Annotated in this window: 13 protein-coding genes; 6 read left to right on the forward strand and 7 right to left on the reverse strand. The window is 70.1% G+C overall.

Annotation, left to right across the window (positions count from 1 at the left end):
* Positions 1 to 261 precede the first annotated feature (261 nt).
* Positions 262 to 1,260: a LuxR C-terminal-related transcriptional regulator gene (locus tag ACZ6O2_RS35405; RefSeq protein WP_466026047.1), complete on the forward strand. Its 999-nt coding sequence runs from the start codon at positions 262 to 264 to the stop codon at positions 1,258 to 1,260.
* A gap of 52 nt (positions 1,261 to 1,312) precedes the next feature.
* Here the strand turns inward: ACZ6O2_RS35405 and ACZ6O2_RS35410 are convergent, their stop codons facing one another.
* Complete coding sequence (locus ACZ6O2_RS35410; protein ID WP_466026048.1) at positions 1,313 to 1,789, reverse strand: MarR family winged helix-turn-helix transcriptional regulator; 477 nt, start codon at positions 1,787 to 1,789, stop codon at positions 1,313 to 1,315.
* A gap of 559 nt (positions 1,790 to 2,348) precedes the next feature.
* Here ACZ6O2_RS35410 and ACZ6O2_RS35415 point away from each other — a divergent pair.
* Entirely contained in the window at positions 2,349 to 3,203 is an 855-nt protein-coding gene (locus ACZ6O2_RS35415) for a phosphotransferase family protein (RefSeq protein ID WP_466026058.1), read from the forward strand.
* A 53-nt stretch (positions 3,204 to 3,256) separates the two neighbouring features.
* Here ACZ6O2_RS35415 and ACZ6O2_RS35420 read toward each other — a convergent pair whose 3' ends face one another.
* The 4 genes from ACZ6O2_RS35420 to ACZ6O2_RS35435 form a co-directional block, all read right to left on the reverse strand.
* Entirely contained in the window at positions 3,257 to 3,967 is a 711-nt protein-coding gene (locus tag ACZ6O2_RS35420; protein WP_466026049.1) for a carbon-nitrogen hydrolase family protein, read from the reverse strand.
* Between the two features lie 159 nt (positions 3,968 to 4,126).
* Complete coding sequence (locus ACZ6O2_RS35425; RefSeq protein WP_466026050.1) at positions 4,127 to 4,669, reverse strand: 2-thiouracil desulfurase family protein; 543 nt, start codon at positions 4,667 to 4,669, stop codon at positions 4,127 to 4,129.
* Positions 4,670 to 5,071: 402 nt separating this feature from the next.
* The gene (locus ACZ6O2_RS35430; RefSeq protein ID WP_466026051.1) at positions 5,072 to 5,530 is read right to left on the reverse strand and encodes a class F sortase; all 459 of its coding nucleotides are present in this window, start codon (positions 5,528 to 5,530) and stop codon (positions 5,072 to 5,074) included.
* Between the two features lie 334 nt (positions 5,531 to 5,864).
* Positions 5,865 to 6,530, reverse strand: coding sequence for a hypothetical protein (locus ACZ6O2_RS35435; protein WP_466026052.1), 666 nt, complete (start codon positions 6,528 to 6,530; stop codon positions 5,865 to 5,867).
* Positions 6,531 to 6,975: 445 nt separating this feature from the next.
* On the opposite strand from ACZ6O2_RS35435, the gene ACZ6O2_RS35440 reads away from it, so the two are divergent.
* Positions 6,976 to 9,177: an MMPL family transporter gene (locus ACZ6O2_RS35440; protein ID WP_466026053.1), complete on the forward strand. Its 2,202-nt coding sequence runs from the start codon at positions 6,976 to 6,978 to the stop codon at positions 9,175 to 9,177.
* Positions 9,178 to 9,251: 74 nt separating this feature from the next.
* Here ACZ6O2_RS35440 and ACZ6O2_RS35445 read toward each other — a convergent pair whose 3' ends face one another.
* Entirely contained in the window at positions 9,252 to 9,734 is a 483-nt protein-coding gene (locus tag ACZ6O2_RS35445; protein ID WP_350709951.1) for an SRPBCC family protein, read from the reverse strand.
* A 16-nt stretch (positions 9,735 to 9,750) separates the two neighbouring features.
* On the reverse strand, positions 9,751 to 10,584 hold the full coding sequence (locus ACZ6O2_RS35450) for an enoyl-CoA hydratase-related protein (protein WP_466026054.1): 834 nt from the start codon (positions 10,582 to 10,584) through the stop codon (positions 9,751 to 9,753).
* Between the two features lie 121 nt (positions 10,585 to 10,705).
* On the opposite strand from ACZ6O2_RS35450, the gene ACZ6O2_RS35455 reads away from it, so the two are divergent.
* Genes ACZ6O2_RS35455 through ACZ6O2_RS35465 form a run of 3 tightly spaced genes read left to right on the forward strand, consistent with a single transcriptional unit; the run spans position 10,706 to position 13,474 of the window.
* Positions 10,706 to 11,950, forward strand: coding sequence for an aspartate aminotransferase family protein (locus ACZ6O2_RS35455; protein ID WP_466026055.1), 1,245 nt, complete (start codon positions 10,706 to 10,708; stop codon positions 11,948 to 11,950).
* On the forward strand, positions 11,947 to 12,972 hold the full coding sequence (locus ACZ6O2_RS35460) for an SDR family oxidoreductase (RefSeq protein ID WP_466026056.1): 1,026 nt from the start codon (positions 11,947 to 11,949) through the stop codon (positions 12,970 to 12,972). The genes ACZ6O2_RS35455 and ACZ6O2_RS35460 overlap by 4 nt, the downstream gene beginning before the upstream one ends.
* 31 nt (positions 12,973 to 13,003) lie before the next feature.
* The gene (locus ACZ6O2_RS35465; protein ID WP_466026057.1) at positions 13,004 to 13,474 is read left to right on the forward strand and encodes a type II toxin-antitoxin system RatA family toxin; all 471 of its coding nucleotides are present in this window, start codon (positions 13,004 to 13,006) and stop codon (positions 13,472 to 13,474) included.
* Positions 13,475 to 13,595 lie beyond the last annotated feature (121 nt).

Here is a 13,595-nt window from a genome sequence, read left to right on the forward strand (position 1 = left end):
GCCACCGCCACAGCCTGACCGGCACAACGCCGCCCGGCCGACAGGCCGCGCGGCGTGTCAACCAACACCGTGAACGTTCGTGGTCACGGCACTAGGGCGAGCGCCAGCACACCGGCCAGCGCGGGTCTGCGGAGATGCACGCTTCCTCCAGACGGATCTTCAAATTTCCTCGTAAACCTCCTGTGGGTGCGCGCCAAGGTCAAGGACTTATGATGATCGATAGTCACCGTTGTCGAGAAGTGATCAGGGGGGGTCCGGGCCGTGCGACGTAACGAGCGGGTGCTGGACGAGGTGGGCGTCGGCGACAGCGCCGAGAAGGTCTACCGGTCGTTGCTGGCCAACCCCGGGGCGAGCGTGACCGAACTGCGGGCGTTGACCGGCTTCGGTCAGCGGAGGCTGCGCGGCGCGTTGTTTGAACTGGAGAGCAAGGCGATGGTCACCCGGCGCAGCGGCTCCCCGGCCCGCTACCAGTCGGTGCCCCCGGACGTCGTGGTCGAGGTCCTGGTCCGCTCCCGGGAGGAGGCGCTGCATCAGGTACGCCTCGACGCGAAGCGGCTCGCGGCGCTGCACCGCGTGCCGGCCGAGCAGGAACGGGTCACCGAGCTGATCGAGGTCGTGACCAGTCGTGAGGCGTACGCCGAACGCTGGAAGCAGCTGCAGCTGAGCGCGCGCCGCAGCCTGGACGTCTTCGTCCTGCCGCCGTTCGCGCAGCAGCGGCCCGACGATTCTGAGCCGCTGCAGGAGCGGCTGCTCGCCCGAGGCGTGCCATCCCGCGCGATCTACGACGAGGAGGCGCTGAAGCAACCCGGCGTGCTCGAGCACGCCCAGAGAATGGTTGCGCTCGGGGAGGAGGCGCGGGTCGTGAAGGGGCTGCCGATGAAGCTGTCCATGTCCGACCGCCACACCGCGCTGGTGCCGTTCGTCCAGTCGGACCCGATCAAGGCCGTGGACGCCGGCCTGGTGGTGCACGAGTGCGCCCTGCTCGACGCGCTCGTCGCACTCTGGGACATCTACTGGGGGCGCGGCGTGCAACTGCGGTTCAACGGCCAGGACCCGTCCGCCAGGTCCCGGGCGGCCGACGAGGACACGGTGTTGACCCTGATGGCCAGCGGCATGAAGGACGAGGCGATCGCCGCCCGACTGGGGGTGTCGGCGCAGACGGTGCGCCGCAGGATCTCCGAGATCCAGCGGCGCCTCGGCGTGAGCACGCGGTTCCAGGCCGGCGTCGCGCTGGGCCGGCAGGGCTGGCCGGTGAGGTAGCAGCCGGACCAGCAGGCCCGGTGCCGGCAGGAACGGCGTCGACCGGGTGGTGTCATGGTGTGGAGGGTTTCGACGTCGCGGCTCCGCGAGGAGAGGCGTCGAGGATCTGAGCGAGAGCGGACGTGACGTCCTGGAGGCGGTCGTGGCCGACCGTGGCGCCCCAGCGGGCCTCCAGGTCCGCGAAGAATCTCGTGGCGACCTCGGCGGCCCGGGTGCCGCGGTCGGCGTAGACGACGACGCGGCCGCGGCCGTCGGTCGGGTCCGGGACACGCCGCACGTAGTCGCGTTGCTCCAGGTAGCCCACAAGCTCGCTCATCGCCTGCGGGGTCATCCCGGCTCTCCGGGCGAGGGTGGTGGGCCGGGTGCCGTCACAGTCGATGAACCGGAACACGTTGAGGTAGTGGGTGGGTCGCAGGTCGCCGTATCCGGTCTCGACGAGGTGGTGGTGAAGCTGGTCGAGGACCAGGTTGAACGCCTGACCGATGAGCTGCGGCAGGAACGGCTTGCCACTTGTAGATTGTTCGGGCACCTTATAATCTCACCTTCTAAGGCTACTTGAATACTTCCAGCCTAGCCGACCGCTAGCGCCCGGGCCGGCAGCTCGCCGCCGGTTGCCGTCCCCGCGACAGCGACGCCGGCTGCGGAATGCCTCTGACGCATCCCGACACTCACCGAACCGGAAGGGGCGTGGCCGTGAGATGGCGTAGGACCGCGAGGATGGTCGCCGGAACGACCCTCGTCCTGCTTGGCCTGTTATGGGTACTGCAGGGCGCCGACCTGGTACGGATAAGGCCGATCCTGTGCGTCGCCGACTGTCGCCCCGTCACGGGTGGGTCGCCCGGATGGCTGGCCGCCGGCGTGGTCACCGTGATTGTCGGCCTCGCTGTGGTGGGTGTCCTGCCACGGCGACGTCAGCGGTGTCGCGCATAGCTCGTCCACCGGCCACCGTTGATCGCGCGAAGACACCCATGGCCACTTCCAGCATCTCAGTCCCGACGTCAGCCGTCGCACCACATCCTGGAGGCCCCGTGCCCGGACAACCCGGTCCCACCATTTCCGAGTGGGACGACCAACAGACCGTACGGCAGATGGTGTCCGCCCACCTGCCGGACATCCACGTCACGTCGGTGGTCCCGCTCGGGGCGGGCCTGGACAACATTTCGTACGAGGTGAACGCCGAACTCGTGGTCCGGATCTCCAAAGACCCCGACTCTGACGAGCGCACCGCCCGCGCGACCCGTGAATGTCAATTGCTACAGGTGGTCGCACCCGCCTCACCTCTACCGGTGCCCCAACCATCGCTCGCGGCGGCCGAGCTCGGCGTTCTGGCGTACCCCAAACTGCGCGGTCGCCCGCTCCTGTCGATTCCCGAGGCATCGCGCGCGGCGCTGATTCCGTCAGTCGTGACCGCCCTGGGTGACCTTCTCCGCGCCCTTCACGCCATCCCCGCCGACCGCGTGGCCGGGCTGGTCGACATCGACGACACGCCGCTGACCGAGTGGCACCGCGACGCCGAGGAGTTCCACTCGATTGTCGCCGGGCACATTCCGCCTCGACATCGGCCAGCCGTCGACGCCTTCTTCCGGTCCACCCCGCCGCCAGCACCGCACACCTCGGTGTTCACCCACAATGATCTCGGCATCGAACATGTCCTCGTCGACCCCGACAACGGTGAGGTCACCGGCATCATCGACTGGGGGGACGCCGCCATCGCCGACCCTGCGTACGACTTCGGCCTGATCTGTCGCGACCTTGGCCCACACGCGCTCGACCTCGCCCTGGCCAGGTACGACGCACCCGAGCCCGACCGCGAGGGCCTGCGCGACCGAGCGGTCTTCTACGCCCGATGCACGCTGTTCGAGGACCTGACGTACGGAGTCGACACCGGGCAGGACGCGTACGTGAGCAAGAGCCTGGAGGCGATGACATGGCTGTTCCCCTGATCAGCGCCGCGACATCGAGCCCCTCTGCCGATTGGTAGAAAGGGAGACCCGGTCTACGGGTTGTGCAGCGTCGCCCTTGCCAACTCCCCGGCCTCGGTTCCGGCCTGCGCGAGGATCGTGCCGTCGGGCGCCCATACCGCCGAGCCGCCTGCCGCCCGGTCGAAGCCCCCGCCGGTCGACCCGGCGAAACTCGCCGTGACGACCCACACCTTGCGGGCGGCGGTGATGCGCTGAGCCCGCTCGACCGGCACGTGGGCGTCCCGGGCGTGGTCGAGGACAGCGGCGACGTAGACGTCCATGCCCAGCGCCGCGGTGGCCGCGTCGTGCTCCGGGAACCGGGTGTCGCGGCAGATCGCCAGGCCCAGCCGCCAGCCGTCCACGTCGAGTACCGCCGGTCCGTCGCCGGGGCTGAACCGCTCCTCGGACCGGTGCACATGCACCTTCCGGTATGCCACGCGCGCACCGGCCCCGTCGACGGCGAGCATCGCTATGTGTTCACGGCCCGCCTCGCCCTGGACCGGGGCGCCCACCAAAGCCGTCGACCCCGCCTCGGCGCAGGCCTCGACGATCGGCGCCAGCCGCGGGTCGTCGGCGGCGACGGCGGGGGCGTCCAGCTCGTATCCGGTCAGCGACAGCTCGGGGAAGACCACCACCCGCGCCCGCGCGGACCGGACCACGTCGGCGTGCCCGGCCGCGTTCGCGACGATGTCGTACGCGATGGTCCGTGGTTGAGCAACGGCGATGACCAACGGCTGACGTCGCACGAGCGCTCCTCCGACCACGAAGCCTGTCACGCGCGTACCCGGTTGCCACACCGGCCGCGACGGGGCACAGCCTGGTTCAGGGCCGGATCCGTCCCGGCGGCGGGCTCGGCAGACAATTCATTCCGCCCACCTTCGCGGAACGGCATCTCGATGACGTCCTCAGGGTCGCGGAAGCCGTTTTGCTAGCGGCACGTCAGGTGCCCCCAGGTCATTTCGCTCAAGCTCGTCAAGCAGCGATGCCGCTTGTTCCAATTGTCCTTCATGGAACACCGGGATACCGTGGCGATGCAATTCCTCCGCGGCCACGCCGCGCCCGGACACCGTACGACCGGCGAAGGACCCGTCGTAGACCGTGCTGCTTCCACACGTCGGGCTCCCGTCGACCAGGACAGCGAGCGCGACTTTGGCCTCGACGGCTCGGTGCAGCGCCCGACGCGCCGCCAGCCGAAACAGGTCGGTCACGTCTCGACCATCCACCTCCCGGACGTGCGCGGCGCCGTCGAGGACACCGGCTGCGGTGCCGCCCACAATTTCTGCTGCTGGACGTGGAACCGGGAATCCGACCGCTAGCTCAGGGCAGAAGTGCACCAATCGACCCTCGGCTGCCCACTTATCCCAAATCGGCGAGCAGACGGGCACGGAAGTCTCGTTGAATCGGATCGGACGACCCGCCAGACATCCACTCACCAACACCTTGAGCATGCGCACGACCGTATCGAATCCAGGTCGACCCCGACCAAACAGGGCTGGCTGCACCGCCGGCAAGCGGTACGGGTCGGGCAACGCCAGGGTGACGGTCGCTGGACGAGGTGACGGTGGGTCTCGCCAGGCCAGTCGGGGCGACGTGTCGTCCGTGTCGTCGTCCATGCTGCTCTGAGCAAACGGGATGGGCCGGACGTTCCCCGGCCCATCCTCGGCAGTCACTGTCGGGTTGACCTGGCCCGACCTCAGCCCTGGCAGCCAGGCCAGCGCCGGGTTGCAAATGCAGAGGAGAATGCATCCGGCGGTCGCCACACCGGCCAGCACCGCGCTGCCGACCGCCTCGATGGTCCCAGCGCTCCGCCACGCGGGCCGGCGTCTCACCAGCACCGCGAACGTTCGTGGTCAGGGCGCCAGCGTCGCGAACACCACGATGTTGTCCTTGTACGACTTCGCTGCCTTGTCGTAGTCGCCACCGCAGGTGATCACGCGGAGCTGCGCCTTGCCGGTGTGGCCGTAGACCAGGTTCAGCGGGAGCTTCTTCTTCGGGTAGCGGGCCACCCCGTCGACGACAAAGCGGGCCTTCGTGCCGTCTCTGCGGGGCACCTCGATGATGTCTCCGGGTTTCAGCGCGCCGAGGCGGTAGAAGACGGCCCGACCCGTGGCGCGTGAGTCGACGTGGCCCACCACCACCGCGGTCCCGACCTCGCCGGGACTTGGTCCCAGCTTGTACCACCCGGTCGTCTTTGCCTGGTCCAGCGGTGGGACCGCGATCTGCTGGTTCCGGTCCAGCCCGAGCGGAACCGTCGGCGCGTCCACGCCGATCCGCGGGATCCTGATGCGGGTGGGCTGCGATCGCGGCATCCCGGCCACCGTCGGTGCGGGAGACGGGCGGGTCGCGGTGGACCCGAGATCGGCTTCGAGGCGGCCGCGAGCACTGTGCGCCTCGCCCTGGGTCGTCCCGGTGGCCGGCGACGCGTTGGCTTCGCTCGGCGTCGGCTCTGGTGTGGTGGGTTCGTCCGCCAGCGGTGAAAGCAGGGACTGCGGTGCGGCGGCGGGGTCGGGCTGCGGCGGCCCGACCGGATCAGGAGCCGTGGCCGCGAACGTGATCAGTCCTGCTCCGGTGAGCGTGATGAGGACGACCAGGACGAGGCCAGCGGCCCGCCACGGGAAACCGTGGCGGGCGCTCCTGGCCGCCCTAGGCGACAGTGCCATTGGCGGACCGCCGACGACGCAGCAGTGCGATGCCACCGAGCACGCCAACGCCCATCATGCCGGCACCGGTCGCCGTCAGAGCACCGGTGTTGGTGTCGGAGAGCGCGCCACCGTCACCGGCGGCGACGCCGGCCGTCCTCGGCAACACCCAGGCTCCGTCCGGACCCGCGTACGCGCCGCTGCTGCCGGCAGTCTGGCCCACCGGCGAACCAGCCTTGCCGATACCGGCTTCGACCATCCCGAGAAGGTCGGCGAGCAGATCCTTCTCGACATCCACATCCACGTCGAGGTCGCGGATGCAGACGACGATGTTGTTCGGCTGGGTTCTGTTGTCGTTCGTCGCTGACTGCGCTGCGGACAGGTTGAAGGTGACGATGCTGTTCGTGATGGTGTTGTCCTTGATGATCTGGGTGATGTTCTGCTCGTTGATCTGCTTGTTGGTAGCGCAGGTGACCCCGTTGCCCTTCTTGTCGTGCAGGGTGAAGGTCTTCGGCTTGTCGTCTGACTTCTTCTTCGCCTGCCCCTGGTTCGAGGTCGTGGGCGCCTTGGGACCTTCGTCGGTCGCGGCGAGCGCGGTAGCGGGCGCGGCGATCAGCAGGGCGGCGCTGCCCAGCACCACCCCGCCGGCGAGCTTGGTCAAAAACCTCATCGACATGTTCCTCACTCCCTTCTGATCGGCTCAGGAGGACGAGCCATGACGAACGTTAGGCCGGTTCATGTGAAACAAGAGGAGTTTTCCGGGTTTCGCAACATGTAGCACGTGGGGTGCTATAAGTAGTTGGTTCACATCTCCTGGGGTGTAAGGACCGTTGTGTCCGCCTAGGTCCGGTAGCGGCCAGATGCTGCCGGATGGCGCTGCCACCTGCGCGGCTCGCGGCGCCACCCACGCACTGGGGTATGCCGCCGTCACTCCGACTGACGGCTTGATCCAGCCCGCCCACTCGGGCTGCGCCGCGGATGATGAGCCGTTGATCTTCCTGTCCGCGTCGTGCGTCCATCCGGCCCGCCCCGGTCGTCGGGTAGGGCTGCCCCCACCCCCCACCAGGAGGCTCACGGGATCGACCCGCCCCGGCGCGCTCCATACCGTTCGAGACATGAGATCCAGGGAAGACGTCACCGGCATCGCGGCGCACGTCGCGGTGTGGAGTGCCCGTCACCGCGCGCTCGCCATACTCGGCTGGCTGGTCTTCGTCGTCGGTGTCACCGTCCTGAGTGGACAGGCTGGCATCGTCAAGGCGACCGACAGCGACTTCGGCCTCGGCGAGTCCGGCCACGCCGACCGTATCGTCGAACAGGCCGGCTTCCCCGCAGAGCATGCCGGGGAGATGGTTGTCGTCAGCTCGCGCACGTCGACGGTGGACGGTCCGGAGGGGCGGGCCGCCATCGCCGAGGTCACCGCCGCCGTGCAGGCCACCGGCGCCACCGACGCGATGAACCCGCCGGTGATCTCCGAGGACGGGAAGTCGGCGCTGCTCACCTTCGCCATGCACGGCGACCCGGAGACCGCCAAGGACCGAGTCGGGCCGGTCCTCGACGCCGTCGCCGCGGTCCAGCAGGCGCACCCGCAGCTGTACATCGCGCAGGCCGGCGACGCCAGCAGCGACAAACTCGTCGGCGACGACCTCGACGCCGGCCTGACCAGGCTGTCGATGCTCTCCATCCCGGTCACCCTCGGCATCCTTTTCGTCGCCTTCGGCGCGGTCGCCGCCGCGTTGCTGCCGGTCGGGCTCGCCATCACCGCCGTCGTCGCCGCGATCGGCCTGCTCGGCTTCACCAGCCACCTGGCGCCGACGGTCGACACCACCACGCACGTCATGCTGCTCGTCGGGCTGGCCGTCGGCGTCGACTACTGCCTGTTCTACATCCGCCGGGAGCGCGACGAACGCCGGAACGGCTCGGATCCGCAGCGCGCGCTGCTCATCGCCGCGCAGACCTCCGGCCGGTCGGTCTGGATCTCCGGGCTGACCGTCATCGTCGCCATGGCCGGCATGTTCCTCACCCGTGACACCACCTTCGTCAGCTTCGCCGTCGGCACCATCCTCGTCATCGCGACCGCGGTGCTCGGCTCGCTGACGGTCCTGCCGGCGCTGCTGTCCGCGCTCGGCGACCGCGTCGATTCGGGCCGGATCCCCGTCCTGTACCGCACCCGTTCCGACGGCCGGGTGTGGGGCACGATTCTGCGGCTCGTCCTGCGCCGCCCGCTGGTCTCGGCGGTGCTCGCCGCCGTGGCACTCGGCGCGCTCGCCGCACCCGCACTGGACCTGCGTACGAAGGGGGAAGGCGTCGAGGACCTGTCGCCGAGCACACCGATCGCGCAGGCGTTCATGGCGATCCAGACGGCGTTCCCAGGCGGCGCCGCCCCGGCCGAGGTCGTGGTCAAGGCCCCGCACCTCACGGGGCCGGCCTGGGACGGCGCGCTGGCGGCGTTCAAGGAGCAGGCGTTGGCGACCGGCCGGTTGCACGAGCCGATCACGGTCGAGGTCAACCCCGCCGGTACGGTCGCCGTCGTCAGCGTCGGGCTGTCCGGCTCCGGCGGGGACCGCACCTCCGAGGAGGCCCTGGCGACCCTGCGCGGCACCGTGCTGCCGGCGACGCTCGGCCGGCTGCCCGACGCCTGGGTCGGCGTCACCGGCGCCACCGCCACCTCCCAGGATTTCAACGACCAGCTCGCGAAGTCCCTGCCGCTGGTCTTCGGGTTCGTTCTCGGCCTGGCCTTCCTGCTCCTGCTGGTGTCGTTCCGGTCCGTCGTCGTGGCCGTCACCGGCGTGCTGCTCAACCTGCTGTCCGTCGCCGCGGCCTACGGCATGCTGGTCTACGTCTTCCAGTACGGTCACTTCGAGTCGCTGCTCGACTTCCGCGCCACCGACGGCATCACCAACTGGATGCCGCTGTTCCTGTTCGTCATCCTGTTCGGGCTGTCGATGGACTACCACGTCTTCGTCGTCAGCCGGATCCGGGAGGGCCACGACCGAGGACTACCGACCCGGCTGGCGGTCACCGAGGGGATCACCCGCACGGCCGGGGTCATCACCAGCGCGGCGACGGTGATGGTGGCCGTGTTCGCGCTCTTCGCCACGCTGCCGATGGCCGCTCCCAAGCAGCTCGGCGTCGGGCTCGCCGCAGCCGTGCTGCTCGACGCGACGATCGTCCGCGCGGTACTGCTGCCAGCGGTCATGGCCCTGCTCGGCGAGAAGAACTGGTGGCTGCCCCGGTGGTTGGAATGGCTCCCGCGCGTGTCGCACGACCTACCCGCGACCCCACAGCAGGAGCGCACGCTGGCGACGACGGGGGCCTGACCCCGCCCGCCGAACCCGGCCCTACCCGTCCTCGGGTAGGGCCGGTTGACGACACCTGGTCGGCCGCCGCGGGGTCAGGCCGCCTCCAGCTCCCGCTTCAACCGGCGCAGGGTCTCCCGCATGCCGTTCCGGTTCACGGTCGGGCGGTCGCCCGACGCCCTGCCGGTGAAGATCCGGCCGAGAACGTGGGCCACCCGGTTGCGCCGGTCCTGCCAGTACTCGGTCACCTGGGTGCCGCCGTCGGTCTCGCTGAACCGGTAGCCCCAGCGGGCCACCGGCTGGCCAAAGGTGGTGACGTCGAAGGCGAACTCGCTGCCCGGCGTCGCGGTGACGACCCGGCAGGTGGTGAACCACAGCAACGGGCCCCGACGGTTCCAGCCGACGAACCGTCGCGGCTGCCCGCTGTCGCGCCGGGTGACCCAGACCGCGACGCACTCCGGGCTCCACCTGGCCATCCGCCGTACGTCGGCAACGGCCGTGTAGACCGTCCCGGCCGGTGCCGCGACGGTGATCTGTTCGGCGACTTCCGGACCGTTCCCGGCTGCCTGCGCAGTCATGCCGCAACCATAGACGTCATTCGTTCCTCCACGGGAGGTGGCCGGGCAGGTCACTGCTGACCCGCCCGGGGAAGGCCGGAGCGCGTCGCTGCCGGAAGGAGTCGAAGCCCTCCCTCGCGTCCGCGCTGGCCAGAGCCTCCGCGGAGAGTCGGGAGTCCAGCCGGTGCGCCGGGTACGGCGAGTCCAGCGCGCTGGTCCGGTACAGCATCTGCCGGATGACCGCCACGGAGACCGGCGCGGTGGTGGCGATGATGGTCCGCGCGAGCTGGTACGCCTTGTCGAGCAGGCGCTCCGGCTCGTGGACGCTGTGCACCAGGCCGGCCGAGAGCGCCTCGGCGGCGTCGAACGCCCGCCCGCTGATCATCCAGTCGAGCGCGCAGCCCATCCCGACCAGCCGCGGGAGGAACCAGGTGGACGCGCCTTCGGCGTAGATGCCGCGCCGGCTGAAGACGTACCCGAAGCGCGCGTCGGTGGCGGCGAGCCGGTAGTCGGCCGGCAGGATGATGGTGGCCCCCGCGCCGACGGCCGCGCCCCGGATCGCGGCGATGACCGGCTTGTTCATCGCGAAGATCCGCATCGAGCACCGCCCCGCCGGTTCCGCCCACTCGGCCTCGGGGTCGTCGGGGGTGTCGAACTCCGTCACGGACATGTCCAACCCGGCGCAGAAGTGCTCACCCGTACCCGTGAGGACGACGACCCGGACGTCGTCGTCGCGGTCGGCGCGGTCGAACGCGTGCGCGAGTTCGTCGGCCATCCGCAGCGTGTAGCCGTTGCGCTCCTCTGGACGGTTGAGCGAGACCGTGGCGATCCGGTCCGAAACGGAGTAAATGATCTCGCTGTACGTGTCCACGCCGGCACCCTAGAGCAAGGTCAACGCTGGCGGCAATGCTCGACGGGTCGGCTGTTCGGTCACCGACGATGGTCCTGAGTAGACCATTGATCGGTTGGTGCCGTTCGGGCAGACTTCCGCCGTGTCCTCCAGTGTCTTCGATATCTACCGCCGCCATCTCGGCGAGGGGCTGGGTCGGGTCGCCGCCATGCTCCACACACCACTGGAGGTCGGCGCCACGGGCACCGTGGTGCACACCGCGGACGGTCGTCAACTGCTGAACTGCGCCGGCTACGGCGTCTTCTTCGTCGGCGCCGGGAATCCGGTCGTGCTCGCGGCGGTGCGCGACCAGCTCGAACGGCAGGCGTTGTCCACCCGGGTGCTGCTGAACGAGCCCGCCGCCCTGGCCGCCGAGGCGTTGACCTCGGTGGCGCCCGAGGGCCTGGTCAAGGTGCACTTCTCCAACTCGGGCGCGGAGGCGGTGGAGACCGCGATCAAGATCGCCCGGGCGAACGGGCGGCACCGGCTGGTCTCCATGCACAGCGGATACCACGGCAAGACGGTCGGCGCGCTGTCGCTCACCGCGCGGTCGCTCTATCAGGACCCGTTCCGCCCGCTGCTGCCCGAGGTCACCCACGTCAGGTTCGGCGACCTGGACGAACTCGCCGCCGTCGTCGACCGTGACGTCTGCGTGGTCGTCGAACCGGTGCAGAGCGAGGGCGGGGTGATCATCCCCCAGCCCGGCTATCTCAAGGCGGTCGAGGCGCTGTGCCGCGATCGGGGGGCGATGCTCGTCCTGGACGAGGTGATGACCGGGCTGGGGCGGCTCGGGACCTGGTGGGCGGCGGACCGCGACGGCGTACGGCCGGACGTCCTGCTGGTCGGCAAGGCGCTCAGCGGCGGGCTGGTGCCGGTCGCGGCGACCCTGGCGACCGAGGAGGCGTTCGCCCCGTTCGACAAGGACCCCTACCTGCACACGTCCACGTTCTCCGCGAACCCCCTCGCCATGGCCGCCGTCCGCGCGACGGTCGAGGTGATCAGGGAGGAGAAGCTGGTGGAGCGGGCGGCCGACCTGGGCGCGCGGCTACTTGCGGCGATCACCGAGACGGTGCGGCCGATCGGGCACCTGCTGGCCGACGTACGCGGCGCCGGGCTGCTCATCGGAGTGGAGTTCCGCTCCGGAATGCACGCCGCGGAGTTCCTGATGGACCTGCTCGACAACGACGTGGTCGTCAACCACTCGATGAACGCGCACCCGGTGCTGCGGCTCACCCCACCCGCCACGATGACTCCCGACGAGGAAGAACGGCTGGTCGCCTCGTTCGAGCGGGCCTGCGCCGCCCTGGCCGCGCGGTTCCCCGCCACCGGAAGCGACTCCCCCGCATGACGCGACGTACCGTCCTGGTCACCGGGGCCAGCGGCGTCGTGGGCACCGCCGTACTGGCCGAACTCTCCGGGTACGACGTGGTCGCCGCCGCCTACCGACGCCTGCCGGGCGGCTCGAACCGGGTGGTCCGGCTGGACCTGCACGCCCCCTCGCTCGGGCTCGACCGCCGCGCCTACCGCGAGCTGTGCGCCGAGGTCGACGCGGTGGTCCACTCGGCCGCCATCGTCAACTTCTCCGCCGACCAGGCGGAGGTGGACCGGCTCAACATCGAGGGCCTCGGCCGGGTCGTCGAGTTCGCCGCCGAGGCGGACGCGACGCTGGTCCACGTCAGCACCGCCTACGTGTCCCGGTACGGCCGGGCCGGTGGCGGCGGCAGGCTGGGCACCGAGAAGGTGGCCGCGCGGACCGACGAGTACGTCACGTCGAAGTACCTCGGCGAGCAGACGGTCCGCGACAGCGGCATCGACGCGGTGATCGTCCGGCCGGCGATCGTCATCGGCGACTCCCGTACCGGCGTCATCCGCCAGCACCAGGGAGTGCACCAGCTCGCCGAGTACCTGGTGACCGGCAAGCTGCCGTTCATCCCAGCGCATCCCGGCACGTTCTTCGACCTCGTCCCCCAGGACATGGTCGCGCAGGGGATCCGCGCGGTGCTCGACGCCGACCTGCGCAAGGGCGACTACTGGCTGACCGCCGGACCCGCCGGCATCCCGGTGGAGCGCTACCTCGAACTGGTGACGGAAACCGCCCGCGAGTGCGGCATGGACATCCCCGACGGCCGGATCGCGGATCCGTCCATCGTGGACCGGCTGGTCCGGCCGGCGTTCGCGGACGTCCTTCCTCCCGAGGACCTGGCGCGGCTAGACGGCGTGGTGGCCGTCTGCGGGCTGGTCATCATCCCCGAACTGCTGCCGACGTCGTTCGGCACGATTCCCGGCGGACCGGACGCGATGACCCCGGCGCAGGCCGAGGACGCGTGGCGGGTCAGCCTGCGTCACCTGATCCGGGGGTTGCACCAGTGATCGTCAACCCGAGCTGAGGAGGCCACCCGCGATGGAGTGCTCCGTCATCGTGCACGCTCTGCTGCCCAGGGCAGACGCCAAGGAGTCGTTCGACCGGTTGGCCGACTTCGCCGCGTATCCGGAGTTCACCGACACCGTACGGACGGTCGGGGTGACCCGGGTCAGCCCGACCGAGGTGGAGTCGAAGTGGGAGGTGAACTTCCGCCGGGGCATCCTCGTCTGGACCGAACGCGACCAGATCGACCCGGTCAACCGCCGCATCGACTTCGAACAGACCACGGGCGACTTCGCGACGTTCACCGGCTCGTGGCTGGTCGTCGAGGCCGACGAGGGGGTGCGGGTCGAGTTCGACAGCCGGTTCGACCTGGGCATCGCCTCCCTGGCGAGCCTGATCGACCCGGTGGCGTGCGCGGCGATGCGCGACTCGATCCGGGACATCCTGCGCGGGCTGTTCGGCGCCGACATCGAGGTCACCGTGGTGGAGGCCGCCCCGCTCGGCTGAGCGACCGCGGGGGGGGGGGGCCCCCCCCCCCACCCCCCCGGGAGGACACCCTCTCCCCCCCGCCCAGGGTTGACACACCGCCCCACAACGACAAAAAACCTCCCTCCCCCCCTTTCCCCCC

It is taken from the genome of Micromonospora sp. NPDC048040 (assembly GCF_055587185.1).

What these genes read in the sequence shown, in the direction of transcription:
- ACZ6O2_RS35415 (WP_466026058.1), top strand. Translation starts at nt 2,349, where the DNA reads ATGGTGTCCGCCCACCTGCCGGACATCCACGTCACGTCGGTGGTCCCG.
- ACZ6O2_RS35425 (WP_466026050.1), bottom strand. Translation starts at nt 4,669, where the DNA reads ATGCTCAAGGTGTTGGTGAGTGGATGTCTGGCGGGTCGTCCGATCCGA.
- ACZ6O2_RS35430 (WP_466026051.1), bottom strand. Translation starts at nt 5,530, where the DNA reads ATGCCGCGATCGCAGCCCACCCGCATCAGGATCCCGCGGATCGGCGTG.
- ACZ6O2_RS35435 (WP_466026052.1), bottom strand. Translation starts at nt 6,530, where the DNA reads ATGAGGTTTTTGACCAAGCTCGCCGGCGGGGTGGTGCTGGGCAGCGCC.
- ACZ6O2_RS35440 (WP_466026053.1), top strand. Translation starts at nt 6,976, where the DNA reads ATGAGATCCAGGGAAGACGTCACCGGCATCGCGGCGCACGTCGCGGTG.
- ACZ6O2_RS35445 (WP_350709951.1), bottom strand. Translation starts at nt 9,734, where the DNA reads ATGACTGCGCAGGCAGCCGGGAACGGTCCGGAAGTCGCCGAACAGATC.
- ACZ6O2_RS35460 (WP_466026056.1), top strand. Translation starts at nt 11,947, where the DNA reads ATGACGCGACGTACCGTCCTGGTCACCGGGGCCAGCGGCGTCGTGGGC.
- ACZ6O2_RS35465 (WP_466026057.1), top strand. Translation starts at nt 13,004, where the DNA reads ATGGAGTGCTCCGTCATCGTGCACGCTCTGCTGCCCAGGGCAGACGCC.